This window comes from Mesorhizobium sp. L2C066B000 (assembly GCF_000502335.1).
Taxonomy (GTDB): Bacteria; Pseudomonadota; Alphaproteobacteria; order Rhizobiales; family Rhizobiaceae; genus Mesorhizobium.
In genome coordinates this window covers 1,726,986-1,751,097 of the sequence record NZ_AYWZ01000001.1, presented here as the reverse complement: position 1 = coordinate 1,751,097, position 24,112 = coordinate 1,726,986, and the positions used below count along the sequence as shown (strand labels likewise).

Sequence of the window (24,112 nt, the reverse complement as noted above, 5' to 3'; positions counted from 1 at the left end):
CGGCTAACCGCTTGTGGCGGCTTCCGTCCTGACGTACCATTGCATCTGTTCTCTTTATGTTCGCAGCGATGGCGGCCCCTGTCAACAATCCCGAGCACGGTTTTTGCCGCGACTGCCTGACCTTTCAGCGCAGCGATACCAGGCGCTGTGAGCGTTGCGGCAGCCCTCGACTCACCCGCCATCCCGAGCTCTACCAGCTGCATCTGGCGCATATCGATTGCGACGCCTTCTATGCGGCGATCGAAAAGCGCGACAATCCGGCGCTGAAGGACAAGCCGCTGATCATCGGCGGCGGCAAGCGCGGCGTCGTCTCCACCGCCTGCTACATCGCCCGCATCAAGGGGGTGCGCTCGGCAATGCCGATGTTCAAGGCGCTCGAAGCCTGTCCGGAAGCGGTCGTCATCCCGCCCAATATGGAGAAATACGTCCGCGTCGGCCGCGATGTCCGCGCCTTGATGCAGGCGCTCACGCCGCTGGTCGAACCGCTCTCCATCGATGAGGCGTTTCTCGACCTTGCCGGCACCGAGCGCCTGCACGGCATGCCGCCGGCGGTGGTGCTGGCGCGCTTTGCGCAGACCGTCGAAAAGGAAATCGGCATCACCGTTTCGGCCGGCCTTTCCTACTGCAAGTTCCTGGCCAAGGTTGCCTCCGATTTCCGCAAGCCGCGCGGCTTTTCGGTGATCGGCGAAGCCGAGGCGCTGGGTTTCCTGGCCGAACAGCCAGTGACGCTGATCTGGGGCGTAGGCAAGGCTTTTGCCGCAACGCTCGAACGCGACGGCATCCGCAGCATCGCCCAGTTGCAGCGCATGGAGCGCGCCGATCTTATGCGCCGCTATGGCGTGATGGGCACCCGGCTCTACCATCTCTCACGCGGCCAGGACGACCGCCGTGTCGATCCCGACCAGGATGCGAAAAGTGTGTCGGCCGAAACCACTTTCGACACCGACATAGCTGAAATGGGCGAACTGGTTCCAGTGCTGAGGGGATTGTCGGAAAAGGTCTCGGCGCGGCTGAAGAAGTCAGGCATTGCCGGGCGCACCGTGGTGCTGAAGCTGAAGACGCAGGATTTCAAGCTGCGTACCCGCAACCGCCAGCTCGGCGACCCGACAAGGCTGGCCGACCGCATTTTCCAGACCGGGCTCGAGCTGTTGCGCAAGGAGGCGGACGGGACAAAGTACCGGCTGCTCGGCATCGGTGTCAGCGATCTCTCGGATGACGAGAAGGCCGATCCGCCCGATCTCGTCGACGTCGGCTCGCGCAAGCGCGCCATGGCCGAAAGCGCCATCGATACGCTGCGCGACAAGTTCGGCAAGAAGGCGGTGGAAACCGGCTACACCTTCGGCAAAGGCCGCAACGCCAATCCGCCAGAGCCGATCGAGGAGTGAGACGGCTTAGATACGCTTGAGATCGATGCGGCTGGTCACCACGTTCTTGCCGGTTTTCGGATCGACGTCGGTAACGGTCAACCGCATTCCGTCGCCGCTGGTTTTCTCGACCGTCAACCGCGCCTTGCGATCGCCATTGACCTCCGCCGCCCAGCGAATGCCGAGACTGATCGCGTTGCCGGAACGGCTGCCGGCGAGCTGTGCCGGCCCGGTGCGCGACCCGACATAGACGCCTGTATACTTCGCCCCGCGGGCCTTCAGATTGGCGCTGATGGCGCGCGTCACCACGACAAGACCACGGCAATTGCCGTCAAGCGACAATGAGCTCGAGGTCGCGTCGGAATTGAAGGTGCAGGACACATTCACCGTCGGTGCGTCGGTGGTGACCTTGACTGTCCCCTTGCCGGAGAAATTCCCTTGCAAGGAGCTGAGAAAATTCGCCTCGTCGGCATGGGCCGCGGCGCTTGCAGTTAGCAGGCAGCCGGCTAGCAGAAACCGCGCGAATGATTTCATCGGAATCTCTCCCCCGTTGATGTTTAAGAAACGATGCGTCCAGCAATTGGCCAATACCGGGAACCAACGCCTGCCGTTGCGTCAGGTTCCACTTCCAGCATGGCTGTTTTGCAACGGGTCTGGCCCAGTCGAATGCGTCGCCTAGCGGTTGCGATGGAAGCCCCGGCTTGCGACATAGCGCCTATGGCACCTTCCCCATCGATCCCCAAAGCCGCGTTCTGGATGGCGCTGTCGATCGCCTCGTTCCTGGCGATGTCGGTCGCCGGCCGCGCCACGACCGCGGAGCTCAACGTGTTCCAGGTGCTGGAACTGCGCTCGGTGATCGGCTTTTTCATCCTGCTGCCGCTGGTGATGATGAGCGGCGGATTCGCTGCAATGCGCACGCAGCGCCCGTTGGCCCATATCGCTCGCAATGTCATCCACTATACGGGCCAGGCCGCATGGCTCTATGCGCTGACGCTGATCCCGCTTGCGGTCCTCATATCGGTCGAATTCACCACGCCGATCTGGACCGCGATCCTGGCGGTGGCGTTTCTTGGCGAAAGGCTCTCCCGCCCGAAAATTGCGGCGGTCGTGCTTGGCCTGATCGGCGTGGTGGTCATCGTTCGCCCCGGCGTCGGCTCCATGGATCCGGGTCACCTCGTCGTTCTCGGCGCGGCCGTGTGCTTTGGCGTATCGGTGGTGTTGGTCAAGTCGCTGACCCGCACGGACAGCGTCGTGCGCATCATCTTCTGGATGCTGATCATCCAGTCAGTGGTCGGCCTGATCCCGGCGCTTTATGAATGGCGCAACCCACCGCTCGAACTCTGGCCATGGATCCTGCTGATTGCCTTCACCGGCATGTCGTCGCATTTCTGCATGGCGCGTGCCCTCACCTATGCCGACGCTACGGTGATTTCACCGATGGATTTCCTGCGCGTGCCACTGTCGGCGCTGATCGGCTGGCTGCTCTACAGCGAACAGATCGACATCTTTACAGCCGGCGGCGCCCTGCTGATCCTGATGGGCAACCTGCTCAACCTGCAGCGCAAGGCGCCAAAGCCGGCCGAGGTCGCGGCCTCGTAGCGGTCGGTCAATTCCCCTCATCCGGTATGTTGAGAAGATGCCCGCAGGCCTTGCAGTGCACGGCGTCCGGCTCATGCCGTTGCAGTCCGCACTGCGGACAGGGAAAGAACACCTTGGCGGGTCGAAAAATCGCCGTCGCCAGTCTGACGAACAGCGAGATGCCGATGATCATGGTGGCGATCGCGGTCAGCTTGCCGGCGATCCCCGGCAGCACGATGTCGCCGAAACCGGTCGTCGTCACCGTGGCAACGGTGAAATACAGCGCATCAATGTAGTTTTCGAGGCCGGCGCCGGTGCGGAAGAAGAAGGTGTAGACGAAGCCGGTGATGACGAACAGGAACGTCAACAGGTTGATGACCGCGTGGCTCGCCTCGCGCCAGGGCCTCAAGCCACGCATTTCGAAATGCCGCCAAAGCGACCCGCTGCGCGACAGCGACCACAGCCGCAGGATGCGCAGGAACGCCAGATTTGCCAGCGCCGTCGGCATCAGCAGCGTCAAAAGGATGAAGACATCGACCCAGGATGTCGGCTGTTTCATCAGCCGCAACATGTCGTTGGAGGCTAACAGTCGGGCAATCAGGTCGGCGGCGACCAGCGCCGCGACGGTATAGTCGAGCCCCAGGAATGACGGCTTGTCCTGGAGCACCGGCGTGGCAACGAAGAAGGCGATGATGGCGAGGTCGATGATGACCGCCACCAGTTGAAACCGGAACGCCGCCGGCGTGCGTCCGTGATAGAGCTTGCGCAGCCTGTCACGCAGCCGCGCCATCGCTGAGCTTTGCTGCGATCCGTCCTTCTCGGCTGCTTTCATCACCAAGTGCCTAACTGTCCCAGCCGGGGCCGTCTAGAGCATGATCCCAAAAAGTGGGTGCCGGTTTTCGAAAAAGATCATGCTCCAACAAAGGGTTAGATCATGATGAGATTTCAACCTAATCTCATCATGATCTAGTGGCCCCGGTGATCGTCAGCCCTCCACCACCTTGCCGTCCGGCCCGACGAGGCGCCAGGCCGAGGCGGTGTCGTAGACGAACCGCTCCTCCGCAATCCGTCACCACGCCAGCGCTGCAGGGCCACCTCTTCCAGCCGGCGCACGGTGCCGACCTTGTCGACACGGTCGAAGGTCCAGCGGATGGCGACATTGTCGCCATCGACCAGGAATGTCTGGACAGGATGGGTGTGCATCTTCTCGATCCGGTCGAGTGCTGCCTGTTTATGCGCCATCAGTGTTTCCTTGCCGCGCCGCAGGACGCCAAGATTTTCCTGCATGGTGGCATCGTCATGGTAGAAGTCGGCGATCGCCTTGACATGGCTGCCTTCGACCACCGCCTTGAGGAAGGCTTCGACGCGTTCGCGGCTGGGCATGATTGTGCGTTCCTGTGAAGTTTCTGCTCAACGCATGTGGTTCAAAGGAAGGTCAGTTCAACCACGCCCCGCACGCTGGCCCTATCGGCTGCAATGTCAGGCCCAGAGAATCTTTAGGCCGTGATGCACTGGCCAACGTCGATGCGATTGCCGTGTATATCAGCGCAGCCTAGACGAGCTCGACTTCGACCACACCCGGCACCGCGCGCATGGCCGACGCGATCTGCGGCGAGATGCGGTAGCGATTGGGCAATTCGATCTCGATCTCACCTTGCCCGGCTTCCTTGATCAGCACGAAGCTGACCTGGCCCTCGCCCTTCACCGCCAGTTGGCCGGCCAGCATGCCGATCGGAGCCGCATCGCGCACGAAGATGCGCAGCGCCTTCTGGATACGGCTGGCCTCATCCTCCAGCGACTGCACCGTCTGGATGCGCAGATTGACCCCTTCGGGCCTATCCTCGGCCGAAACGGTGATCACCACCGAACGTCCGGGCTCGAGCAGATCGCGATACTGCGCCAACCCTTCCGAAAACAGCACGGCTTCATATTGGCCAGATGTGTCGGAAAAGGCGATGACGCCCATCTTGTTGCCGGTTCGGGTCTTGCGCTCCTGCTTGGTGGTGACGGTGCCGGCGAGCCGGCCCGCGGCGGCACCGCGTTTGACCGCAGCCGAGAACTCGCCCCAGTTTTGCACGCGCATCTTCTGCAGGGCCGCCTTGTACTCGTCGAGCGGATGCGCCGAAAGATAGAAGCCGACGACCTGGAATTCGCGGTGCAGCCGGTCGGCGGCAAGCCACGGATCGGTCTGCGGCAAATTGAGCGCCTGCTGCTGCGCGCCGAGCGACGCGCCGAAAATGTCGTGCTGGCCCGAAATGGCATTCTGCTGCGCCAGAGAAGCCAGCCCCATCATCCGTTCGACGCCGGCCATCATCTGGGCGCGGTCGTGGCCGAAGCAGTCGAGCGCGCCGGCCATGATCAGGCTTTCGAAGACGCGCTTGCCGACGATCTTGGGATCGACCCTTTCACAGAAATCGGCGAGATTCTTGAACGGCTTTTCGCCGCGCATGGCGACGATGTGCTCGACCGCAGCGTCGCCGACGCCCTTGAGGGCCGCCAGCGAATAGTAAATGCGGTTCTCGCCGACCTCGAAATTGCGGAAGCTGGTCATCACTGACGGCGGCACCACCTCGATGCCGAGACGCAGCGCATCCTGGCGGAAATCGGCGAGTTTGTCGGTATTGCCCATGTCGAGCGTCATCGACGCCGCCAGGAACTCGACGGGGTAATGCGCCTTGAGATAGGCGGTCTGGTAGGACACGACGGCGTAGGCGGCCGCGTGCGATTTGTTGAAGCCGTAGTCGGCGAACTTGGCCAGAAGGTCGAAGATGAAGTCGGCCTGCGGCTTGCCGACGCCGCGTTCGACCGCACCGGTGACGAAGCGCTCGCGCTGCTTGTCCATTTCGGCGCGGATCTTCTTGCCCATCGCGCGACGCAGCAGATCGGCTTCGCCGAGCGAATAGCCTGACAGTTCCTGCGCGATCTGCATCACCTGTTCCTGGTAGACGATGACGCCTTGCGTCTCCTTCACCAGATGGTCGATCTTGGGATGGATCGATGCCATCTCCTCTTCGCCATGCTTTCTGGCGTTGTAGGTCGGGATGTTCTCCATCGGGCCGGGACGGTAGAGCGCCACCAGCGCGATGATGTCCTCGATGCAGTCGGGCCGCATGCCGATCAGCGCCTTGCGCATGCCGGCACTTTCCACCTGGAACACACCGACCACTTCGCCGCGCGACAGCATGGCGTAGGTTTCAGGATCGTCGAGCGGGATCGTCGCCAGGTCGATCTCGATGCCGCGCCGGCGGATCAGCTTCACCGCCGTCTCCAGCACCGTCAGCGTCTTCAGGCCGAGGAAGTCGAATTTTACCAGCCCGGCCTGCTCGACATATTTCATGTTGAACTGGGTGACCGGCATGTCGGAGCGCGGATCGCGGTACATCGGCACCAGTTCCGACAAGGGCCGGTCGCCGATGACGATGCCGGCGGCGTGCGTCGAAGCGTGGCGGTAGAGCCCTTCCAGCTTTTGCGCCATATCGAGCAGCGTCTGCACGATCGGCTCCTTCTCGGCCTCCTCGGCAAAGCGCGGCTCGTTGGCGATGGCATCCGCCAGCTTGACCGGGTTGGCCGGGTTCTGCGGCACCATCTTGGAGAGCTTGTCGACTTGGCCGTAAGGCATTTGCAGCACGCGGCCGACGTCGCGCAGCACCGCGCGCGCCTGCAGCGTACCGAAGGTGATGATTTGTCCCACCTGGTCGCGGCCATATTTCTGCTGGACGTAGCGGATGACCTCTTCGCGCCGATCCTGGCAGAAGTCGATGTCGAAGTCGGGCATCGACACGCGGTCCGGATTGAGGAAGCGCTCGAACAGCAGCGAGAAGCGCAGCGGATCGATATCGGTGATGGTGGTGGAATAAGCGACCAGCGATCCGGCGCCCGAACCACGGCCCGGCCCGACCGGAATGCCTTGCGCCTTCGCCCATTTGATGAAGTCGGCCACGATCAGGAAGTAACCGGGAAATTTCATCTTCTCGATGATGGAGAGTTCGAAATCGAGCCGCTCGCGGTATTGTTCAACCGTGTAGCCGGCGGTGGGTCCATGCGCCGCCAGCCGGGCGTCGAGACCTTCATGGGCCTGCCGGCGCAGTTCATCGGCCTCGGCCTTCAGCGCCACCTCATTGTCGGCCACATCGCCGCCGGTAAAGCGCGGCAGGATCGGGTTGCGGGTCTTGGGATAATAGGAGCAGCGTAGGGCGATCTCGACGGTGTTGTCGATCGCCTCAGGCAGGTCGGCAAACAGCCTTGCCATATCGGCCTGACTGCGCAGGAAATTGTCCGATGTCAGGCGGCGGCGGTTGTCGGCGGCAACGACCGACCCTTCGGCAATGGCGATCAGCGCATCATGCGCGTCATAGTCGTCGCGGGCGGCGAAGAACGCCTCATTCGTGGCGACCAGCGGCAGATCATGGATATAGGCAAGGTCGACCGATGATTTCTCGATAGCGCGGTCATAACCGGAAACACGGTCCAGCTCGACATAGAGCCGGTCGCCGAACAGCGCCTTGAGTGCCAGAAGCCGCGTCTCGGCAAGATCTCGGCGATCCTCCTTCAGCGCCCGGCCGATCGGGCCGCGCGGCCCGCCGCTGAGGCAGATCAGGCCATCGCTATGGCCTTCCAGCATTGCTGACGTCAGATGCACGGGCTCGCCCGGCGGCGTCTCCAGATAGACCTGGCTGACCAGCCTGACGAGGTTGCTGTAGCCGGCCTCGGTGGCGGCGAGCAGCACCACGGCGTGCATCTCCGGACCATGGCGGCGGCGGTCGCGCTGCGCGTCGCTGGTCTCGCCGGAAAAGGCGAGATCGATCTGGCAACCGATAATCGGCTGGATGCCTTCCTTCACCGCCTTCTGGGCAAATTCCAGCGCGCCGAACAGATTGTTTGTGTCGGTGACTGCGATTGCCGGGCACTCGTCCTTGACTGCATGACCGACAACGGCGGCGACCTGCAAGGCGCCCTCGAGCAGCGAATACGCCGAATGCACGCGCAGATGGATGAACGGCCGCGCCGGCGCCTCCGGGCGCGCAGCAGCGAGCGCTGCTTCGCGCCTCAGGGGATCGCGTGGAAGTTTGTCATCCGCCATGATGTTTCAAATTGCTCGAAGGGCTTTGAGTCGATGGAGATGTATTGTCCCGGACCGGGCGATGCCAGTCCAGCACAAATGACCACCGACCACAGGCTTCCGTACCCAGCCGCACGGCTCAGAGATTGTTCGAAATTCGCTCTGGCGAGTCATATGATGGTGGTTTCGAGAACCGGAGCGCAGCGGCCATTGGTCCGTGAGCACGGGAAGCGCAGAAACCACCTTCAGATGGCCGCCGGAGTAGAATTTCCAAACAATCTCTAGGCGAACTCCATGATCACCGCATCGACAGCCAGGCTGTCACCCGGCTTGGCGTTGAGCTTCGACACGACAAGATCGCGGTCGGCGCGCAGCACGTTTTCCATCTTCATCGCCTCGACCACGGCCAGCGTCTCGCCGGCCTTGACCTCCTGCCCCTCGGCAACCGCGATCGACACGACCAGGCCCGGCATCGGGCAAAGCAGCATCTTGGACGTGTCCGGCGCCACCTTCTCCGGCATCAGCCTTTCCAGCTCCGCCGTGCGCGGCAGCATGGCGCGCGCCGTCACCGACATGCCTTTCCAGGCAATGCGCAGGCCGTTCGGCGCCGGCCTGATCTGCGCCGTGACCTTGCGGGCACCGACAGTGCCGCGCCAGATGAGGTCGCCCGACCGCCAGTCGGACGCCACGGTCAGCGCTTTGCCGCCATCGACCGACAGATCGATTTCCATCGGAATGGAGATCATGCCCTCGATGATCGAAGCCTGGAGATAGTCGTCGCCGAGCTTCACCACCCAATCGCGCTTGAGTGCGCCCGAATGCGGCGCCAGCCGCCCGCCCAGCCGGTCAAGCCGATCGCGGCGCAGAAGCTCGACCGCGGTGGCGATCGCCGCCAGCACTGCCTTTTCATCGCCATTGGGCACGATCGGCGCGAAGCCGTCAGGATATTCCTCGGCGATGAAGCCCGTCGATATCCGCCCCTCGCGCCAGCGCGGATGCTGCATCAGCGCCGCCAGGAACGGGATGTTGTGCTCGATGCCGTCGACGACGAAACTGTCCAGCGCTTCCGACATGGCATCGATGGCCTCGATACGCGTGGGCGCCCAGGTGCAGAGTTTTGCCACCATCGGATCATAGAACATCGAAATCTCGGAGCCTTCGGTGACGCCGGTGTCGTTGCGGATGAAGACATCGCCGAACTTGCCCTCCTCCGGCGGCCGGTAGCGCGTCAACCGGCCGATCGAGGGCAGGAAATTGCGATAGGGATCCTCGGCATAGAGCCGGCTTTCCACCGCCCAGCCGTTCAGCTTGACATCGCTCTGCTCGATCGCCAGCTTCTCGCCGGCGGCGACACGGATCATCTGCTCGACCAGGTCGATGCCGGTAACAAGCTCCGTCACCGGATGCTCGACCTGCAATCGTGTATTCATTTCAAGGAAATAGAAGTTCTTTTCAGCATCGACGATGAACTCGACGGTGCCGGCGCTCTGGTAGTCGACCGCCTTGGCCAGCGCCACGGCCTGCTCGCCCATGGCCTTGCGCGTCCTGGCATCGAGGAATGGCGACGGCGCCTCTTCCGCAACCTTCTGGTTCCGGCGCTGGATCGAGCATTCGCGCTCGCCGAGATAGAGGGCGGTGCCATGCGCGTCGGCCAGCACCTGGATTTCGATATGACGCGGATCGACGACGAACTTTTCGATGAAGACTCGGTCGTCGCCGAACGAGCTTTTCGCCTCCGAGCGCGCCCGGTCGAAGCCGTCGCGCACTTCCGACTGGCTCCAGGCAATGCGCATGCCTTTACCGCCGCCGCCGGCCGAGGCCTTGATCATCACGGGATAACCGATCTCGCCGGCGATCTTTTCGGCATGGTCGGCATTTTCGATGACACCAAGCCAGCCGGGAACCGTCGACACCTCAGCGGCCTTGGCGAACTTCTTCGATTCGATCTTGTCGCCCATCGCCTTGATAGCCTTGGGTTTCGGACCGATGAAGACAATGCCCTCAGCCTCAAGCGCTTCGCAGAAGGCGGCCCGCTCCGACAGAAAACCGTAGCCGGGATGCACGGCCTGCGCGCCCGTCTCCTTGCAGGCAGCGATGATCTTTTCAGGCAGAAGATAGCTTTGCGCGGCAGGCGATGGCCCGATATGCACGGCTTCGTCGGCCATTTCGACGTGCACGGCGTCGCGATCGGCGTCGGAATAGACCGCTACGGTGGCAATCCCCATCCTGCGCGCCGTCTTGATGACGCGGCAAGCAATCTCGCCGCGATTGGCGATCAGGATTTTCGTGAACATCGAAGGCGTTTCCTCGGTCTTTCGTCCTTCTTATGGGCTTCGGCAGCCTGGCTCAAGCACCGCCGGCAGCGCACCCATCAAGACACTCCCTGCCCGCCAGGGCCGTGCCGAGGGGCGAAGGTTGGGCTCGCCGACGACTGGGCCAAGATTTGCGCCATATTTGGTCGCCAAATCGGGTTGAAACAGTATAAAAACCCTGAAAGCCTGAAGACCAATCGCCTTGGGAGGAATTGCCTAATGAAAACCCGCGCCGCTATCGCTGTCGCCGCCGGAAAGCCGTTGGAAATCATGGAGGTCGACCTCGACGGACCGCGCGAAGGCGAGGTGCTGGTCGAGATCAAGGCGACCGGCATCTGCCACACCGACGAGTTCACCCTGTCGGGCGCCGATCCCGAAGGCCTGTTTCCGGCAATCCTCGGCCATGAAGGCGCTGGCGTTGTCGTCGATGTCGGCAAGGGCGTCACCTCGGTCAAGAAGGGCGACCACGTCATCCCGCTCTACACGCCGGAATGCCGGCAGTGCCCATCCTGCCTGTCGCGCAAGACCAATTTGTGCACCGCCATCCGCGCCACGCAGGGCCAAGGCTTGATGCCCGATGGCTCCTCGCGCTTCTCGATCGGCAAGGACAAGATCTTCCACTATATGGGCTGCTCGACCTTCTCCAATTTCACCGTTTTGCCCGAGATCGCCGTCGCCAAGGTCAACCCGGACGCGCCCTTCGACAAAATCTGCTACATTGGTTGCGGCGTCACCACCGGCATCGGCGCGGTCATCAACACCGCGAAGGTCGAGCAAGGCGCGACTGCTGTCGTCTTTGGTCTCGGTGGCATCGGCCTCAACGTCATCCAGGGCCTGAAGCTCGCCGGCGCTGACATGATCATCGGTGTCGACCTCAACAACGACAAGAAGGCATGGGGCGAGCGCTTCGGCATGACGCATTTCGTCAATCCGAAGGAGATCGACGGCGACATCGTTCCTCACCTCGTCAACTTGACCAAGCGCGGCGCCGACCAGATCGGCGGCGCCGACTACACATTCGACTGCACCGGCAACACCAAGGTGATGCGCCAGGCGCTGGAAGCCTCGCATCGCGGCTGGGGCAAGTCGGTCGTCATCGGCGTGGCCGGCGCCGGCCAGGAGATTTCGACCCGGCCGTTCCAGCTGGTCACCGGCCGCACCTGGATGGGCACCGCCTTCGGCGGCGCACGCGGCCGCACCGACGTGCCAAAAATCGTCGACTGGTACATGGACGGCAAGATCCAGATCGACCCGATGATCACCCATTTGCTGAAGCTGGAAGACATCAACAAGGGCTTCGACCTTATGCATGAGGGCAAGTCGATCAGGAGCGTCGTCGTTTATTGAGGAGAAGAAGCCGCCGACCGAAGGGCCAGCGACTGTAGTTGCATGGGTTCAACAAGGGAGGAAGATAATGCCTGAGAAACTGCATCCGAAAATCGACAATGGCCTGCCGAAGGAAAGCGCAAGCTTTGCCGGCGGCACGCTGGTCTGTGCCTGCACCAGCAAGCCGGTGAAGGTGAAGGTCAAGGGCCAGATCGCCCACAACCATGCCTGTGGCTGCACCAAATGCTGGAAGCCAGACGGCGCGGTGTTCTCGGTCGTGGCCGTAGCCGGCACCGGCGATGTCACAGTCACCGAAAACGGCGACAAGCTGAAAGTGGTCGACCCCTCGGCACTTATCCAGCGCCATGCCTGCACCGGTTGCGGCGTCCACATGCACGGCCCGGTCGAGCGCGATCATCCGTTCAAGGGTCTGTCCTTCATCCATCCCGAGCGCTTCGAGGAAGACGGCTGGTCACCGCCGGGCTTCACCGCTTTCGTCTCGTCGATCATCGAATCCGGTGTCGACCCCAAGCGCATGGGCGGCATTCGCGGCCAGTTGAAATCGATCGGCCTCGAACCCTATGACTGTCTCAACCCCGGCCTGATGGATTACATAGCCACCTGGACGGCGAAGAAGTCGGGCGCGCTGCCGGCCTGACAGTACGAGATTTCTGGCATGGGGCCGGGTAACATGCCGGCCCCATGTCCGTTTTGGAGAGATAATGCCCGCACCCGCCATCTACGTCGACGCCGACGCCTGCCCGGTGAAAGCCGAGGTCGAGAAGGTCGCGGAGCGCCATGGCGTGGTCGTCACCTACGTCTCCAATGGCGGGCTGCGTCCGTCGCGCGATCCTATGATCCGCAACGTCGTCGTCTCTAAAAGCGCCGATGCCGCTGACGATTGGATCGTCGGGAACGCAAAACCCAACGACATCGTGATCACCGCCGACATCCCGCTTGCCGCTCGCACCGTGGCGCTCGGCGCGCATGTGCTTGGGCCAACCGGCCGGCCGTTCACGCCGGAGACCATCGGCATGGCGGTTGCAATGCGCGATTTGAAGCAGCATCTGCGCGAAACCGGCGAGAGCAAGGGCTACAATGCCAGCTTTGCGCCACAGGATCGCTCGCGTTTCCTGGGTGAGCTCGACCGTATCTTGCGGCGGGCTCTGAAATCCGTCACACCCGACCAGACGTGAAGCATCATCCGAGGTCGGGCTATGGCCGACACATCGCCGAATAACCCCTTGCAGCGGCACAAGCAGTTCTTTGTGTCGCTAGCCGTCGGTCTGGTCGTATTTGCCGCGGTATTGCCTTTGATTGGATCGCTCCCCGTCTCCACGCGGCTTGCCTATTCGATCTCGATTGCCGCCGATTCCTTCTTCGTCGTCTTCATCGCGCTCGTCATCGCCAAGATGCCGCTGCTGTCCGGCCGCTATCTCAGCAAGAACGCGCGCGAACTGGACCTCCCAGTGCTGGGCATCTTTGCCATCACGCTCGGCATCGTCGCCATGGCCATTGTCCTGCTGTTCCTTTTGATCAATCACAAGGATCGCGACCCCATCGAACTCGGCTTCGCCATGCTGTCGATCCCGCTTGGCTGGTTCACCATCCATGCCATGGCCGCCCTCCACTATGCGCATGTCTACTGGATGGACGGCGACGCGATCGATGCCGAAACCAAGAAGAAGATACCGGTCGGCGGCCTCGATTTTCCCGGCAGCAAACGGCCGGACGGTTGGGACTTTCTCTATTTCGCGACGGTGATCGGCATGACCGCGCAGACCGCCGACACCGCGATCACGACCTCGCATATGCGCCGCGTGGTGCTTGTCCATTCGATCCTGTCGTTCTTCTTCAACGCCGTCATCGTCGCCGCCGTCGTCAATCTCGCGGTGAGCCTCGGCAATTGAGTATCCGTGCCCGCGATAAACCCGTGCCCGTAATAAAAACGTGACCGCATGAAACATCGCTTTCGATAGCGACGTATTGGGAGGACAAGGACGAGCGCGGCCATCCCAGGATCGCGCAGCCGGAGGCGAGGAAAAGATGGAAACCATTACCGTGAGTCAGCCCGGCGCAGGCGTCGATGCCGCCTCAACGAAGGATGCGACGCTGATCTACCGGCAATCGCGCTGGACCCGCCTGACGCACTGGCTGTGGGCGATCTCGCTGTTCTTCATGCTTTTGTCCGGCCTGCAGATCTTCAATGCCCGGCCGCAGCTCTACATCGGCAAGCAATCCGGCTTCGAGTACAACAACACCGTCTTTGCCATCGGCGCCGAAAACACCGCCACCGGCCCGCGCGGCTATACCGAAATCTTCGGCCATCGCTTCGACACCACAGGCGTGCTCGGCTGGTCGGGCCCGGCCGGGCAGCAAACGTCGCGTGCCTTCCCGTCCTGGGCGACAATCCCGTCCTATTACGATCTCGGCACCGCCCGCGTCGTGCATTTCTTCTTCGCCTGGATACTGACAACCACCTTGGTCGTCTGGCTGGTCGCCAGCCTGGTCAACGGCCATCTGCGCCGCGATCTGGCGCCGCGCCTTGACGATCTCAAGCGGCTGCCGCAGGACATCATCGAGCACGCCAAGCTCAGGTTCCACCACACACGCGAATACAACACGCTGCAGAAAATGGCCTATGGCGGCGTACTGTTCGTGCTGTTGCCACTCATGATCATCACCGGCCTTGCCATGTCGCCGAGCATGAACTCGGTGCTGCCCTGGCTCAACGAACTGCTCGGCGGAAGGCAGACGGCGCGCACCATCCATTTCACGGTGATGGTGCTGCTGGTCGGCTTTTTCATCGTCCATATAATGATGATCCTCGCCGCCGGCCCGATCAACGAACTGCGCTCGATCATCACCGGCTGGTACCGCACCGATCCGCCAAGGCATGGCGACACCGAGAGGAGTGCGTGAGATGGCCAAATTCCAGATCAGCCGCCGAAAGTTCCTGACGGGCGCCGGCCTCGGCGTTTCCGGCATCATGTTGTCGGGCTGCGATGCCTTCGACAGCCAGCTCGGCATGGGCGATGGCCTGCGCAGTTTCCTCGAAAACGCCAATGGCCTGACCTACCGCGCGCAACGCTGGCTTGCCGGCCGCGATGCTCTGGCGCCGGAATTCACCGAGGCCGACATCCGCCAGCCGCAGCGGCCGAACGGCGTCACCGCGCCCGAGGATGACACCTACAAGGGCCTGCTCGCCAACAATTTCGCCGACTGGCGGCTGGAGGTAACGGGCCTGGTCGAAAAGCCGCTGTCGCTCAGCCGCGAGCAGTTGGAGAACATGCCGAGCCGCACGCAGATCACCCGCCACGACTGTGTCGAAGGCTGGAGCTGCATCGCCAAATGGACCGGCACCCCGCTGTCGCTGGTGCTCGACCAGGCTGTGGTCAAGCCGCAGGCCCGCTATGTCATGTTCCACTGCCTCGACACGATCGATCGTGGCCTCTCCGGGGAAATCAAATATTATGGCACCATCGACCTGATCGATGCCCGCCACCCGCAGACGATCCTCGCCTACGGCCTCAACGGCAAGCCGCTGCCGGTCGAAAACGGCGCGCCGCTGCGCGTGCGCGTCGAACGACAGCTCGGCTACAAGATGCCGAAGTATCTCTACAAGATCGAGCTCGTCGACAGTTTTGGCAATACCGGCGGCGGCCGCGGCGGCTATTGGGAAGACAATGGCTATGACTGGTATGGCGGGATTTGATAGGCCTCGCATTCTGACCGAGCACGATCTGACTCCGACCGAACCGAGCTTGCCTGAGGAAGCCGGTTTCGAGCGCGTGGCCGAACTTGGCGATTGGCCTGAAGACACTCCAATATCGTCCTCTGCAAAACGGTCGCAGAAAACGGCGCGGCTTAAGCAACCTTGTCGAGCAGCGGCTTGAGCGCCGGATGTATCTCGGGCGAGGCGAGTTTGATCAGCGTCAGCAGCGCGCGTTCATTGTCACGCAGCGGGCGGTCGGTGCCGATGCGATCGGCCAGCCATTTCGCCTCGCTGGCGTCGATCGTCTCGGCGCGGCGCGCGAGTGCCTCGGCGGCACGGTTCTTCGACTCCCATTCGGCCTCGATATCGCCGGGCGAACGATAGGCTTCCATGATGCCGGCCAGTCCGCCCGACACCATGCGGCTGAAGAAGCCACCAATTTCGGGCTCGGCCTGGTCCAAGAAACTGTCACGACGCAGCGCCACATCGCGCGTCGGCGCTTCGTAGCCGGCCGAACACATGACGAAATTGGCGAGCGCCTTGACGAACAGGTCGTTCCAGGACGGGTCGTTGTGGGCCGCTGCGGTCTGCTCGTTGATCTGGAACAGCACCTCGGCCTCAACCCGTGTGATGGCAATGTTACCGTCGCCGCCATAGGCATGGAGAATGCGGCGCAACAGATCGACCTCTGCCTTGGCGACCAGCCCGGGGACCAGCGCGCCGCCGAGCATCAGTGGTCCCTTGCCGTCGACCACCGCGTTGGCGACCTGCTCGAGCGCATAGGCGGAGAGCCGGCCGGGCGATGATTTCGCCCTTTCCAGCACATGCACCAGCAGCTCCAGTTCGGTCACACTGTCGACCATTCCGTTGCGCGAGATGGTCTGGATCAGCCAACCGGCATTGTCTTCAGAGATATAGCCTGCCGGCTTTTCCTGGTAGACGATGTAGTCGGTAACGGCCTCGACGAAGAATTCAGGCCATTGCGGGCATTTGTCCGTCGCTGTCGCATCGAGCGCGAACAGTGCTTCAGCCTCGCCGCGCGTCACCACGCCGTCAGCGAACACTTCGCGACGCAGCATGACCACATCTTCCGCCGTGATGCGGTCCTTCGAGGCCAGCCCCACCACCGGCGCGCTCCCGATCCGTTCCCCCATCTGTCAATCCCCATCCGCCGTGCCCAACGCAATTGCCGGCCAAACCGTCAGCCCAGAATATCGCCATTGTCTTGAAAAACCGGCAAACGGCGTGGTTAGCGAAGACTGTAAAGACGACGCGCTTTACGTGTCGCTGGCAGGTGACAAGGTGTCGCCGACAAGCTATGGATGGCGCGTCGAGGGCTTAAGTTTTGAGTCCTACCTGTTTGCGGGAGAGAGCAGCGCGAGCTGCCGCCGAAGGGGAAATCGCCCGAAATCTCTCAGGCAAAAGAACCGTAGACGGGAAAGACACTCTGGAAAGTCGGGGCTTGCCCCCGCGCCGAAGGTGTAAGCGTCGCCGACAGAGTTCCGGTTGCGCGAGTCTCTCAGGCTTCAGACAGAGGGGCACGGACTGGTCGCCAGCAGCGGCCGATTGCGTGCGACTCTGGAGATGACATGACGGGCGACGACACCAAACACCTTCCTCTCGAAGATCTGCACGCCGGCGCACGCTTTGGCGCCTTTGCGGGCTGGTCGATGCCGCTGACCTATCCGGCCGGCGTGATGAAGGAGCACCTTCACACCCGCGAACATGCCGGCCTGTTCGACATTTCGCATATGAAGCTGTTCGCTGTCAGCGGACCGGGCGCTGCGGCACTGCTCAACCGCGCCAGTCCGCTCGATGCCGGCGCGCTTGAGATTTCACAGTCCAAATATAGTTTCTTCCTCAACGAGGCCGCCGGGATCATCGACGATCTGATCGTCACCCGGCTCGGCGCCGAGCGCTTCATGGTGGTCGCCAACGCCGGGAATGCGGTCGAGGACGAGAAGCATTTGCGTGCGCTGGCCGCGGACTTCGACGTCAAAGTCGATGCGCTCGACCGCGTCTTCCTGGCGATCCAGGGGCCGGAAGCCTGGGCTGCCTTGTCCCGCGCCGGCATCGAGACCGGCTCGCTCTTGTTCATGCATGGCATCGAGCCGAAGCAAAACTGGTTCATGAGCCGCTCCGGCTACACCGGCGAGGACGGCTTCGAGATCGGCCTGCCGGAGGCGGATGCGCGCGCTCTGGTCACGAAACTGCTCGAGGACGAGCGTGTGTTGTGGATCGGCCTTGCTGCCCGCGACTCGCTGCGGTTGGAGGCCGGCCTGTGCCTGCACGGCCAGGACATCACGCCGGAGATCGATCCGGCGAGTGCCGGCCTGATGTGGGCGATCCCCAAAGATCTCCGCGCCGGCGGGTCCTTCATCGGCGCCGATGCGCTGCGGTCCATCCTGGAGCGCGGGCCGTCGCAAAAGCGCGTCGGCCTGAAGCCGGACGGCCGCCAGCCGGTGCGCGCCGGCGCTGCTTTGTTCGATGCCGACGGCGATCCGGCCGGCTACGTGACATCAGGCGGCTTCGGCCCGTCGGCCGGCCATCCCGTCGCCATGGGCTATGTGTCAACGGCCTTGGCCAAGCCGGGCACGAAACTGTTCGCCGACGTTCGCGGGACGAAAATCCCGGTCGATATCAGTTCCTTGCCCTTCACTCCTCATCGCTACCGCAAAGGATAATTCCGATGGCAAAAACCTATTTCACACAAGATCACGAATGGCTGAGCGTCGAGGGAGGCATCGCCACCGTCGGGATAACCGACTATGCGCAGGAACAGCTTGGCGATCTCGTCTTCGTCGAACTGCCTCAAATCGGCACCAAACTCAGTAAGGGCGACACCGCCGTGGTCGTCGAATCCGTCAAGGCGGCATCCGATGTTTATGCGCCGGTTGATGGCGAGATCACCGACGCCAACGGCGCGCTGTCCTCGGACCCGTCGCTGGTCAACTCCGCTGCGACCGGCGACGGCTGGCTGTGGAAGATGAAGCTCGCCGACGAAGGCCAACTCGCAGGCCTCATGAATGAGGCCGCCTACAAAGCCCATATCGGTTGACATCAGGACCTATTGCCATGAGCGCAGCACTTACCCCCTTCTCGGCCCGCCACATCGGTCCTGATGTAAACGACGTCAGAGCCATGCTTGCCGTGATCGGCGTTCCCTCCGTCGAGACGCTGATCAGCCAGGCCGTGCCGCAGTCGATCCGCCTCGATCTGCCGCTAGCCCTTCCCGCGCCGGCGAGCGAAGCCGAAGCGCTGGCCGAATTGGCTGCGACCATGGCAAAAAACAGGGTGCTGAAGAGCTTCATCGGCGCCGGCTATCACGGCGTCCATGTGCCGCCGGTCATCCAGCGCAACCTGTTCGAGAACCCGGCCTGGTACACCGCCTATACGCCCTACCAGGCCGAGATCAGCCAGGGCCGCCTGGAAATGCTGTTCAACTTCCAGACCTTGGTCACCGAATTGACCGGCCTGCCGGTGGCTTCGGCCTCCCTGCTCGACGAAGCGACGGCGGTGGCCGAAGCGGTCGGCATCGCGCTGCGCCATCACCGCGACAAGCGCACCAAGGTGGCGCTGGCCGGCACGCCGCATCCGCAGACGCTGGACGTCGTGCGCACCCGCGCCGAGCCGCTCGGCATCGAGATCGATGGCGAGACCATCGACGACAACACCGCCGCCCTGCTGGTCTCCTGGCCGGACACGTTTGGCGTCTACGGCGATCACAAGGCGGCGATCGAGAAGGCTCGCGCCACCGGCGCCGTGGTCGTCTTCATCGCCGATCCGCTTGCGCTCACGCTGACCGAAGCGCCGGCCAGGCTTGGCGCCGACATCGCCGTCGGCCCGATGCAGCGCTTTGGCGTGCCGATGGGCTTTGGCGGCCCGCACGCCGCCTATTGCGCCGTCTCCGACAAGCTGACCCGGCTGATGCCCGGCCGCCTCGTCGGCCAGTCGATCGACAGCAAGGGCCGTCCCGGCTATCGCCTCGCCCTGCAGACGCGCGAACAGCATATCCGCCGCGACAAGGCGACCTCCAACATCTGCACCGCGCAGGCGCTGCTTGCCAACATGGCGACCGCATACGCGATCTGGCACGGGCCTACTGGTTTGCAGGCGATCGCAGCCCGAATTCATGAGCTCGCCAACGGCCTCGCAGCAGGCCTGAAAACCGCTGGTGTTTCCGTGCTCGGCTCAAGCCGTTTCGACACGGTGACGGCCGAAGTGAAGGGCAAGGCAGCTTCGATCGCCGCTGCCGCTGAAAAAGGTGGCCGGCTGCTGCGCGTCATCGATGCCGACCGCATCAGCATCGCCTTCGACGAAACCTCGACCGAGGCGGATCTCGAGGCTATCGCCGCCCTGTTCGGCGCCAAGTCCGGCGCTACTGAGGCCGGCGCGATGCCCGGCAAGCCGCGCGGCAAGGAGTTTCTGACCCAGCCGGTTTTCCGCGAAAACCACTCCGAGACCGACATGATGCGCCTGCTGCGCAGGCTAGCCGACAAGGATTTGGCGCTCGACCGCACCATGATCCCGCTGGGCTCCTGCACCATGAAGCTGAACGCGGCGGCCGAAATGATGCCGGTCAGCTGGCCTGTTGTCGCCAACCTCCATCCCTTCGCGCCGGCCAGCCATTCGGCCGGCTATCGCGCCATGGTCGGCGAGCTGGAAGGCTGGCTGGCGCAGATCACCGGCTTCGACGCCGTCAGCCTGCAGCCCAATGCCGGCAGCCAAGGCGAATATGCCGGCCTGCTCGCCATCCGCGCCTATCACCGTTCGCGTGGCGAAGGCCATCGCACCATCTGCCTGATCCCCCAGTCCGCGCATGGCACCAATCCCGCGAGTGCGGCGATGGCCGGCATGAGCGTCGTCGTCGTGCGCTGTCTGGAGGACGGCAATATCGACATGGACGATATGCGAGCCAAGGCCAACGAGCATTCCAAGAATCTCGCAGCTCTGATGTTCACCTATCCCTCGACGCACGGCGTCTACGAGGAAGGCGCGCGCCACCTGTGCGCTCTCATCCACGAGCATGGCGGCCAGGTCTATTTCGACGGCGCCAACCTTAACGCGCTGGTCGCGCTGGCGCGGCCCGCCGATATCGGCGCCGATGTCTGCCACATGAACCTGCACAAGACCTTCTGCATCCCGCATGGCGGCGGCGGTCCGGGCGTCGGTCCGATCGGCGTCAGGGCGCATCTGAAACCCTATCTGCCGGGTCATGTCACCGAAGGTTCGGCGCATGCCGTGTCGGCCGCACCGTTCGGCAGCGCTTCCATCCTGCCGATCACCTGGATGTACATCCGCATGATGGGCGCCGCCGGCCTGAAGCAGGCGACGGAGACGGCGATCATCTCGGCCAATTATGTGGCGACGCGGCTCGCGCCGCACTTCCCGCTTCTCTACAAGGGCAGGCACGATCGCATCGCGCATGAATGCATCCTCGACACGCGCGTGCTCAAGGAGAGCGCCGGCATCAGCGTCGACGATATCGCCAAGCGGCTGATCGACTACGGTTTTCACGCGCCGACCATGTCGTTCCCTGTCGCCGGCACGCTGATGGTCGAGCCGACCGAATCCGAGCCCAAGCGCGAACTCGACCGGTTCTGCGAGGCGATGATCGCTATCGCCGGCGAGGCAGCGAAAGTGGCGAAGGGCGAATGGCCGCTCGAGGACAACCCGCTGGTCAATGCCCCGCACACGGCGGCCGAAACCCTTGCCGGCCAGTGGACTCACCCCTATTCGCGGCTGGAAGCGGCCTACCCCGCCGGCGATGTCGACAAAGCGGCCAAATACTGGCCGCCGGTCTCGCGCATCGACAATGTCGCCGGCGACCGCAACCTCGTCTGCTCCTGCCCGCCGCTGTCGGAATATCTCGGCGCCGCCGAATGACACTCTGGCCTGTCAGGCTGAACGCAAGGCCGGCCCATCGGCCTTGCTTACCCGGTTCAGCACAAGCACGCGGTTCCGCCCCGCGTGCTTGGCCGCGTAAAGCGCTTTGTCGGCCTCGGCCAGGACGTCCTCGAGGCTGCTGCCGTCTTCCTTGCCAAAGCCGATGCCGCCGCTGACGCTGCTGCGCAACGGCCCGCGCGGCGTCGGCACCACTTCCGTGCCGAAAGCGACGCCGATCTTGCTGGCGAGGTCATGGGCCTTGTCTTGCGGCATCCGCGACATGACCAGCGCGAACTCCTCGCCGCCCAGCCGAAAGGCGTCGACGCCAACCCGATCATATTTCTTGATGATTGCCGCGAAGCGGCACAGGACCCGGTCGCCGACCGGATGGCCGTAGACATCGTTGGTCCGTTTGAAATGATCGAGGTCGAACATGGCGATCGACATGAACGGACCGAAGACGCGCTCGCCATAGAGCGAGTTCAAGGCACGCCGGTTCATCAGCCCGGTCAACGGGTCGGTCAGAGTCTCGGCCTTCAGTTCGATCTGTGCCTGAAGATGATGCAGCGACAGCGTCAGCGCGCCGAGAGCCGTCATGCAGGCGACCGCCACGACCGAATTCAACCGCTCGGCCCAATTGTCGGGTGCGACGCCGAGCACCCACTGGCCCTTAACCAGAAGCACGGCGCCGCAGAGCCCGAAGGATACGCCGCAGACGCCGCTTAGCGCCGAAACGACCAGCAGAATGCCGCGATCCTGACCGCCCTTGATCCAGAACATCACCCCGATCGAGGCGAGCAGCACTGTTACCGTCGTATAGGTGAGGATGAAGCCGACACCATCGAAACCGAGATAGGTCACGCCGGCGCAGACAGCCATCGCAAGCAGGGCCGGCAGGACAGCGCGACTGTAGTTGCGCACACCGAGATATTGCATGGCCGAAAGTGAAAGCGCCAGGAAACCGAGGCTGAGCAGCGCCAACGCTGCCTGACAAAGCAACGGAGTGGGCTCCCTCGTGTAGCGCCAGAAGACGATGACGTGGGCGACAAGGACGAGAATGCCGCACGCCACCGTCAGCACGAAGCGTGCACGCGGCGCCGTGAACCAGATCACAAACATGGTGACGCTCAGGCATGTGCCCGACAGCGCAGCCGCCAGCAATAGCGAACTGAAATCCAGCATGGATGAGCGGCAACCTTTGGGATCCTCGATTTGTGGCGCATCATAGGCATGCAACCGGCCGGAGATACCGTTTTCGGCCGGTTTTCAAAGCAACCTGCCGACAGGGTTTACAAAGCGTCGACTGCCGTCCCCGCGAAGAGTCTCAGCCCTTGTTGAGCAGCGCCAGATTGGCGTTGATCACGCTCGGGTCGGCCATTCCGGCCCTTGCTTCCATGAGCAGCGCCCTCGCCTTCTTCTTGTTGCCGCGCAGCAGCTGCGAATAGCCCATATTGTTGACAATCTGCGGCTTGCGCCCGGCAACCTTCAAAAGCTGGTCGTAGGCGCGGTCGGCGAAGTCGAAGCGGCCGAGTTCGTCATAGGAGGCGGCAAGCCCCATCCATCCCTCGGCACTGTCGGCCTTCAGTTCCACGGCCTTGCGGAAATGCTGTTCGGCAAGGCCGTAATTGGCCTCGCGGAACTGCGCCTTGCCTTGCGCAAGGTCGGAGGTGCTGACGTCTTTTGCCACCGGTTGGATCGACGTGGTCTTGGTCTTATCGACGTTCTCAGTCGTACAGCCGCTGACCATCAAGACGGCCGCTAGCGCGGCCATTGCCGTGAAAATTCTGTGACGCATGCCCCTGGCCCCAATCGCCCGATTTACCGGGTCGTTCTTCAGGAGGCAGACTACAACAGGGCAATTAAACTTCAGTGCTGAAACGCCCCTAAAATTTGGTTTCGGGCACACCAGCCATTAACCAGCCGAGGGCTAGTCCGGCTCCATGGACTTGAGCCCCGCCGGAAACTGATAGCGGCTGCCGTCATAGCGCAGCCGGTAGGTTCGTTTCATGGACCTTCCGGGATGGGACTGGCACTCGCCGTTCTTGTCGACAGACGGATTGTCGGTGTCCAACCGCTCGAACACTGTGATGTCGTGATAGCCGTGATGTCTCGCCGGGCTCATCGCCAGGCTGACCCGGCTGGATTGAAAGGATCCTGCGCAATTGGTGTCGCCTTCGCCGCCAAAACCGGCCACGATGATGCCGTCGAGCACCAGGCGCAGATCACCGCCGTCAAGGGCATAGAGCCGCAGGTCGGTTTCGCTGAAGGGATTGGGCCGCGAATGGCTCGCCATTTGGATGCGCAGGCCAAAGCCGGTGACACCGGGCGCCAGGCCATAGCGGCCGGTATCGAATTCGACCTTGTTGATGGCGATGGCATCATCGGTCATCAGCCCGGGCTGGAGCAGGCGCTGGCGCACCTGCCTGGTCTTCCTGTCGACGACCAGAAGGTCGACATCGCCGACATGCCCGTCGTCGCTGGATTGGCTGCTGTCGATGAGCGGCACCGCGACCAGCAACAGATCGTCATGGGCAGGCCATATCTTGCAGACGAGGCCAAACGGCGTATCCGGGAGCGTCACGGCGATGCTGGTATGGGGTTCGAGCGTGAACGAGGCGCCGTCTGCGCTCTTTTGGGCCCTGGGATAGGCCTGTTGCACCAGGGCGGCAGCATCGCCGCAATCGTCGGCCGCGGCCGAGGCCGGCGACAGACTGGTGGCGGCCAGGCCGAGGAAAGCGGTGCACAAGACTATTCGCATGGACGGCTCACTCATTTTGCTTTGCGGATTTTGCCGAAGGAGAGCGACCGAACCGGCCGGGTTTCGACATCCAGATGAAGCGTAGTTGGAGTGAGTAACCGCAAGAAGCCGCCG

Annotated in this window: 20 protein-coding genes and 1 riboswitch; of the genes, 11 read left to right on the top strand and 9 right to left on the bottom strand. The window is 62.9% G+C overall.

The annotated features are described in order from the left end of the window. The first annotated feature begins 56 nt into the window (after positions 1 to 56). A complete protein-coding gene (locus X733_RS157890; protein WP_023734461.1) occupies positions 57 to 1,385 on the top strand; it encodes a DNA polymerase IV in 1,329 nt (442 codons plus the stop codon). Positions 1,386 to 1,391: 6 nt separating this feature from the next. Here X733_RS157890 and X733_RS157895 read toward each other — a convergent pair whose 3' ends face one another. Beyond that, entirely contained in the window at positions 1,392 to 1,898 is a 507-nt protein-coding gene (locus tag X733_RS157895; RefSeq protein ID WP_023681578.1) for a hypothetical protein, read from the bottom strand. Positions 1,899 to 2,081: 183 nt separating this feature from the next. Here X733_RS157895 and X733_RS157900 point away from each other — a divergent pair, with 183 nt between their 5' ends. Further along, entirely contained in the window at positions 2,082 to 2,963 is an 882-nt protein-coding gene (locus X733_RS157900; RefSeq protein WP_023681579.1) for a DMT family transporter, read from the top strand. Between the two features lie 7 nt (positions 2,964 to 2,970). On the opposite strand, the gene X733_RS157905 is transcribed toward X733_RS157900, so the two are convergent. The 4 genes from X733_RS157905 to X733_RS157915 form a co-directional block, all read right to left on the bottom strand. Continuing rightward, positions 2,971 to 3,774: a potassium channel family protein gene (locus X733_RS157905; RefSeq protein ID WP_023818150.1), complete on the bottom strand. Its 804-nt coding sequence runs from the start codon at positions 3,772 to 3,774 to the stop codon at positions 2,971 to 2,973. Between the two features lie 134 nt (positions 3,775 to 3,908). Next, positions 3,909 to 4,325: a nuclear transport factor 2 family protein gene (locus X733_RS01000000165955; RefSeq protein ID WP_196813699.1), complete on the bottom strand. Its 417-nt coding sequence runs from the start codon at positions 4,323 to 4,325 to the stop codon at positions 3,909 to 3,911. Positions 4,326 to 4,494: 169 nt separating this feature from the next. Beyond that, positions 4,495 to 8,022, bottom strand: coding sequence for a DNA polymerase III subunit alpha (dnaE, locus tag X733_RS157910; RefSeq protein ID WP_023818149.1), 3,528 nt, complete (start codon positions 8,020 to 8,022; stop codon positions 4,495 to 4,497). Between the two features lie 260 nt (positions 8,023 to 8,282). Next, a complete protein-coding gene (locus X733_RS157915) occupies positions 8,283 to 10,295 on the bottom strand; it encodes an acetyl/propionyl/methylcrotonyl-CoA carboxylase subunit alpha (protein ID WP_023818148.1) in 2,013 nt (670 codons plus the stop codon). Positions 10,296 to 10,532: 237 nt separating this feature from the next. Here X733_RS157915 and X733_RS157920 point away from each other — a divergent pair, with 237 nt between their 5' ends. The 6 genes from X733_RS157920 (at position 10,533) to X733_RS157945 (ending at position 15,354) form a co-directional block, all read left to right on the top strand. Beyond that, a complete protein-coding gene (locus tag X733_RS157920; RefSeq protein WP_023818147.1) occupies positions 10,533 to 11,660 on the top strand; it encodes an S-(hydroxymethyl)glutathione dehydrogenase/class III alcohol dehydrogenase in 1,128 nt (375 codons plus the stop codon). 67 nt (positions 11,661 to 11,727) lie between these two features. After that, entirely contained in the window at positions 11,728 to 12,297 is a 570-nt protein-coding gene (gfa, locus tag X733_RS157925) for an S-(hydroxymethyl)glutathione synthase (RefSeq protein WP_023818146.1), read from the top strand. A 64-nt stretch (positions 12,298 to 12,361) separates the two neighbouring features. After that, positions 12,362 to 12,835, top strand: a complete 474-nt coding sequence (locus tag X733_RS157930) for a YaiI/YqxD family protein (RefSeq protein ID WP_023667588.1) — start codon at positions 12,362 to 12,364, stop codon at positions 12,833 to 12,835. A gap of 21 nt (positions 12,836 to 12,856) precedes the next feature. Further along, entirely contained in the window at positions 12,857 to 13,549 is a 693-nt protein-coding gene (locus X733_RS157935; RefSeq protein ID WP_023688301.1) for a DUF1345 domain-containing protein, read from the top strand. A gap of 136 nt (positions 13,550 to 13,685) precedes the next feature. Further along, positions 13,686 to 14,561 carry a cytochrome b/b6 domain-containing protein gene (locus X733_RS157940; protein ID WP_023714247.1) on the top strand — a complete coding sequence of 292 codons (876 nt, stop codon included), beginning with the start codon at positions 13,686 to 13,688 and terminating at the stop codon, positions 14,559 to 14,561. A gap of 1 nt (position 14,562) precedes the next feature. Beyond that, on the top strand, positions 14,563 to 15,354 hold the full coding sequence (locus X733_RS157945) for a molybdopterin-binding protein (protein WP_023714248.1): 792 nt from the start codon (positions 14,563 to 14,565) through the stop codon (positions 15,352 to 15,354). Positions 15,355 to 15,506: 152 nt separating this feature from the next. Here X733_RS157945 and X733_RS157950 read toward each other — a convergent pair whose 3' ends face one another. Continuing rightward, the gene (locus X733_RS157950) at positions 15,507 to 16,508 is read right to left on the bottom strand and encodes a hypothetical protein (RefSeq protein WP_023681589.1); all 1,002 of its coding nucleotides are present in this window, start codon (positions 16,506 to 16,508) and stop codon (positions 15,507 to 15,509) included. 199 nt (positions 16,509 to 16,707) lie between these two features. After that, positions 16,708 to 16,794, top strand: a riboswitch (glycine riboswitch). Positions 16,795 to 16,943: 149 nt separating this feature from the next. Between X733_RS157950 and gcvT the strand changes: the two genes are divergently transcribed. From gcvT to gcvP, 3 genes are read left to right on the top strand one after another with little or no spacing between them, the layout of a single operon-like run. Continuing rightward, the gene (gene gcvT / locus X733_RS157955; protein ID WP_023681590.1) at positions 16,944 to 18,038 is read left to right on the top strand and encodes a glycine cleavage system aminomethyltransferase GcvT; all 1,095 of its coding nucleotides are present in this window, start codon (positions 16,944 to 16,946) and stop codon (positions 18,036 to 18,038) included. Between the two features lie 5 nt (positions 18,039 to 18,043). Beyond that, a complete protein-coding gene (gcvH, locus tag X733_RS157960; protein WP_023681591.1) occupies positions 18,044 to 18,412 on the top strand; it encodes a glycine cleavage system protein GcvH in 369 nt (122 codons plus the stop codon). Between the two features lie 17 nt (positions 18,413 to 18,429). After that, complete coding sequence (gene gcvP, locus X733_RS157965) at positions 18,430 to 21,240, top strand: aminomethyl-transferring glycine dehydrogenase (protein WP_023681592.1); 2,811 nt, start codon at positions 18,430 to 18,432, stop codon at positions 21,238 to 21,240. Positions 21,241 to 21,252: 12 nt separating this feature from the next. On the opposite strand, the gene X733_RS157970 is transcribed toward gcvP, so the two are convergent. From X733_RS157970 to X733_RS0134220, 3 genes are all read right to left on the bottom strand, one after another. Then, the gene (locus tag X733_RS157970; RefSeq protein WP_023681593.1) at positions 21,253 to 22,422 is read right to left on the bottom strand and encodes a GGDEF domain-containing protein; all 1,170 of its coding nucleotides are present in this window, start codon (positions 22,420 to 22,422) and stop codon (positions 21,253 to 21,255) included. 142 nt (positions 22,423 to 22,564) lie between these two features. Next, positions 22,565 to 23,035 (bottom strand): hypothetical protein, encoded by a 471-nt coding sequence (locus tag X733_RS157975; RefSeq protein ID WP_023681594.1) that lies wholly within the window; start codon positions 23,033 to 23,035, stop codon positions 22,565 to 22,567. 132 nt (positions 23,036 to 23,167) lie between these two features. Then, complete coding sequence (locus X733_RS0134220) at positions 23,168 to 23,998, bottom strand: hypothetical protein (RefSeq protein WP_031193122.1); 831 nt, start codon at positions 23,996 to 23,998, stop codon at positions 23,168 to 23,170. Positions 23,999 to 24,112 lie beyond the last annotated feature (114 nt).

What these genes read in the sequence shown, in the direction of transcription:
- X733_RS157890 (WP_023734461.1), top strand. Translation starts at nt 57, where the DNA reads ATGTTCGCAGCGATGGCGGCCCCTGTCAACAATCCCGAGCACGGTTTT.
- X733_RS157895 (WP_023681578.1), bottom strand. Translation starts at nt 1,898, where the DNA reads ATGAAATCATTCGCGCGGTTTCTGCTAGCCGGCTGCCTGCTAACTGCA.
- X733_RS157900 (WP_023681579.1), top strand. Translation starts at nt 2,082, where the DNA reads ATGGCACCTTCCCCATCGATCCCCAAAGCCGCGTTCTGGATGGCGCTG.
- X733_RS157905 (WP_023818150.1), bottom strand. Translation starts at nt 3,774, where the DNA reads ATGAAAGCAGCCGAGAAGGACGGATCGCAGCAAAGCTCAGCGATGGCG.
- X733_RS01000000165955 (WP_196813699.1), bottom strand. Translation starts at nt 4,325, where the DNA reads ATGCCCAGCCGCGAACGCGTCGAAGCCTTCCTCAAGGCGGTGGTCGAA.
- dnaE (WP_023818149.1), bottom strand. Translation starts at nt 8,022, where the DNA reads ATGGCGGATGACAAACTTCCACGCGATCCCCTGAGGCGCGAAGCAGCG.
- X733_RS157915 (WP_023818148.1), bottom strand. Translation starts at nt 10,295, where the DNA reads ATGTTCACGAAAATCCTGATCGCCAATCGCGGCGAGATTGCTTGCCGC.
- X733_RS157920 (WP_023818147.1), top strand. Translation starts at nt 10,533, where the DNA reads ATGAAAACCCGCGCCGCTATCGCTGTCGCCGCCGGAAAGCCGTTGGAA.
- gfa (WP_023818146.1), top strand. Translation starts at nt 11,728, where the DNA reads ATGCCTGAGAAACTGCATCCGAAAATCGACAATGGCCTGCCGAAGGAA.
- X733_RS157930 (WP_023667588.1), top strand. Translation starts at nt 12,362, where the DNA reads ATGCCCGCACCCGCCATCTACGTCGACGCCGACGCCTGCCCGGTGAAA.
- X733_RS157935 (WP_023688301.1), top strand. Translation starts at nt 12,857, where the DNA reads ATGGCCGACACATCGCCGAATAACCCCTTGCAGCGGCACAAGCAGTTC.
- X733_RS157940 (WP_023714247.1), top strand. Translation starts at nt 13,686, where the DNA reads ATGGAAACCATTACCGTGAGTCAGCCCGGCGCAGGCGTCGATGCCGCC.
- X733_RS157945 (WP_023714248.1), top strand. Translation starts at nt 14,563, where the DNA reads ATGGCCAAATTCCAGATCAGCCGCCGAAAGTTCCTGACGGGCGCCGGC.
- X733_RS157950 (WP_023681589.1), bottom strand. Translation starts at nt 16,508, where the DNA reads ATGGGGGAACGGATCGGGAGCGCGCCGGTGGTGGGGCTGGCCTCGAAG.
- gcvT (WP_023681590.1), top strand. Translation starts at nt 16,944, where the DNA reads ATGACGGGCGACGACACCAAACACCTTCCTCTCGAAGATCTGCACGCC.
- gcvH (WP_023681591.1), top strand. Translation starts at nt 18,044, where the DNA reads ATGGCAAAAACCTATTTCACACAAGATCACGAATGGCTGAGCGTCGAG.
- gcvP (WP_023681592.1), top strand. Translation starts at nt 18,430, where the DNA reads ATGAGCGCAGCACTTACCCCCTTCTCGGCCCGCCACATCGGTCCTGAT.
- X733_RS157970 (WP_023681593.1), bottom strand. Translation starts at nt 22,422, where the DNA reads ATGCTGGATTTCAGTTCGCTATTGCTGGCGGCTGCGCTGTCGGGCACA.
- X733_RS157975 (WP_023681594.1), bottom strand. Translation starts at nt 23,035, where the DNA reads ATGCGTCACAGAATTTTCACGGCAATGGCCGCGCTAGCGGCCGTCTTG.
- X733_RS0134220 (WP_031193122.1), bottom strand. Translation starts at nt 23,998, where the DNA reads ATGCGAATAGTCTTGTGCACCGCTTTCCTCGGCCTGGCCGCCACCAGT.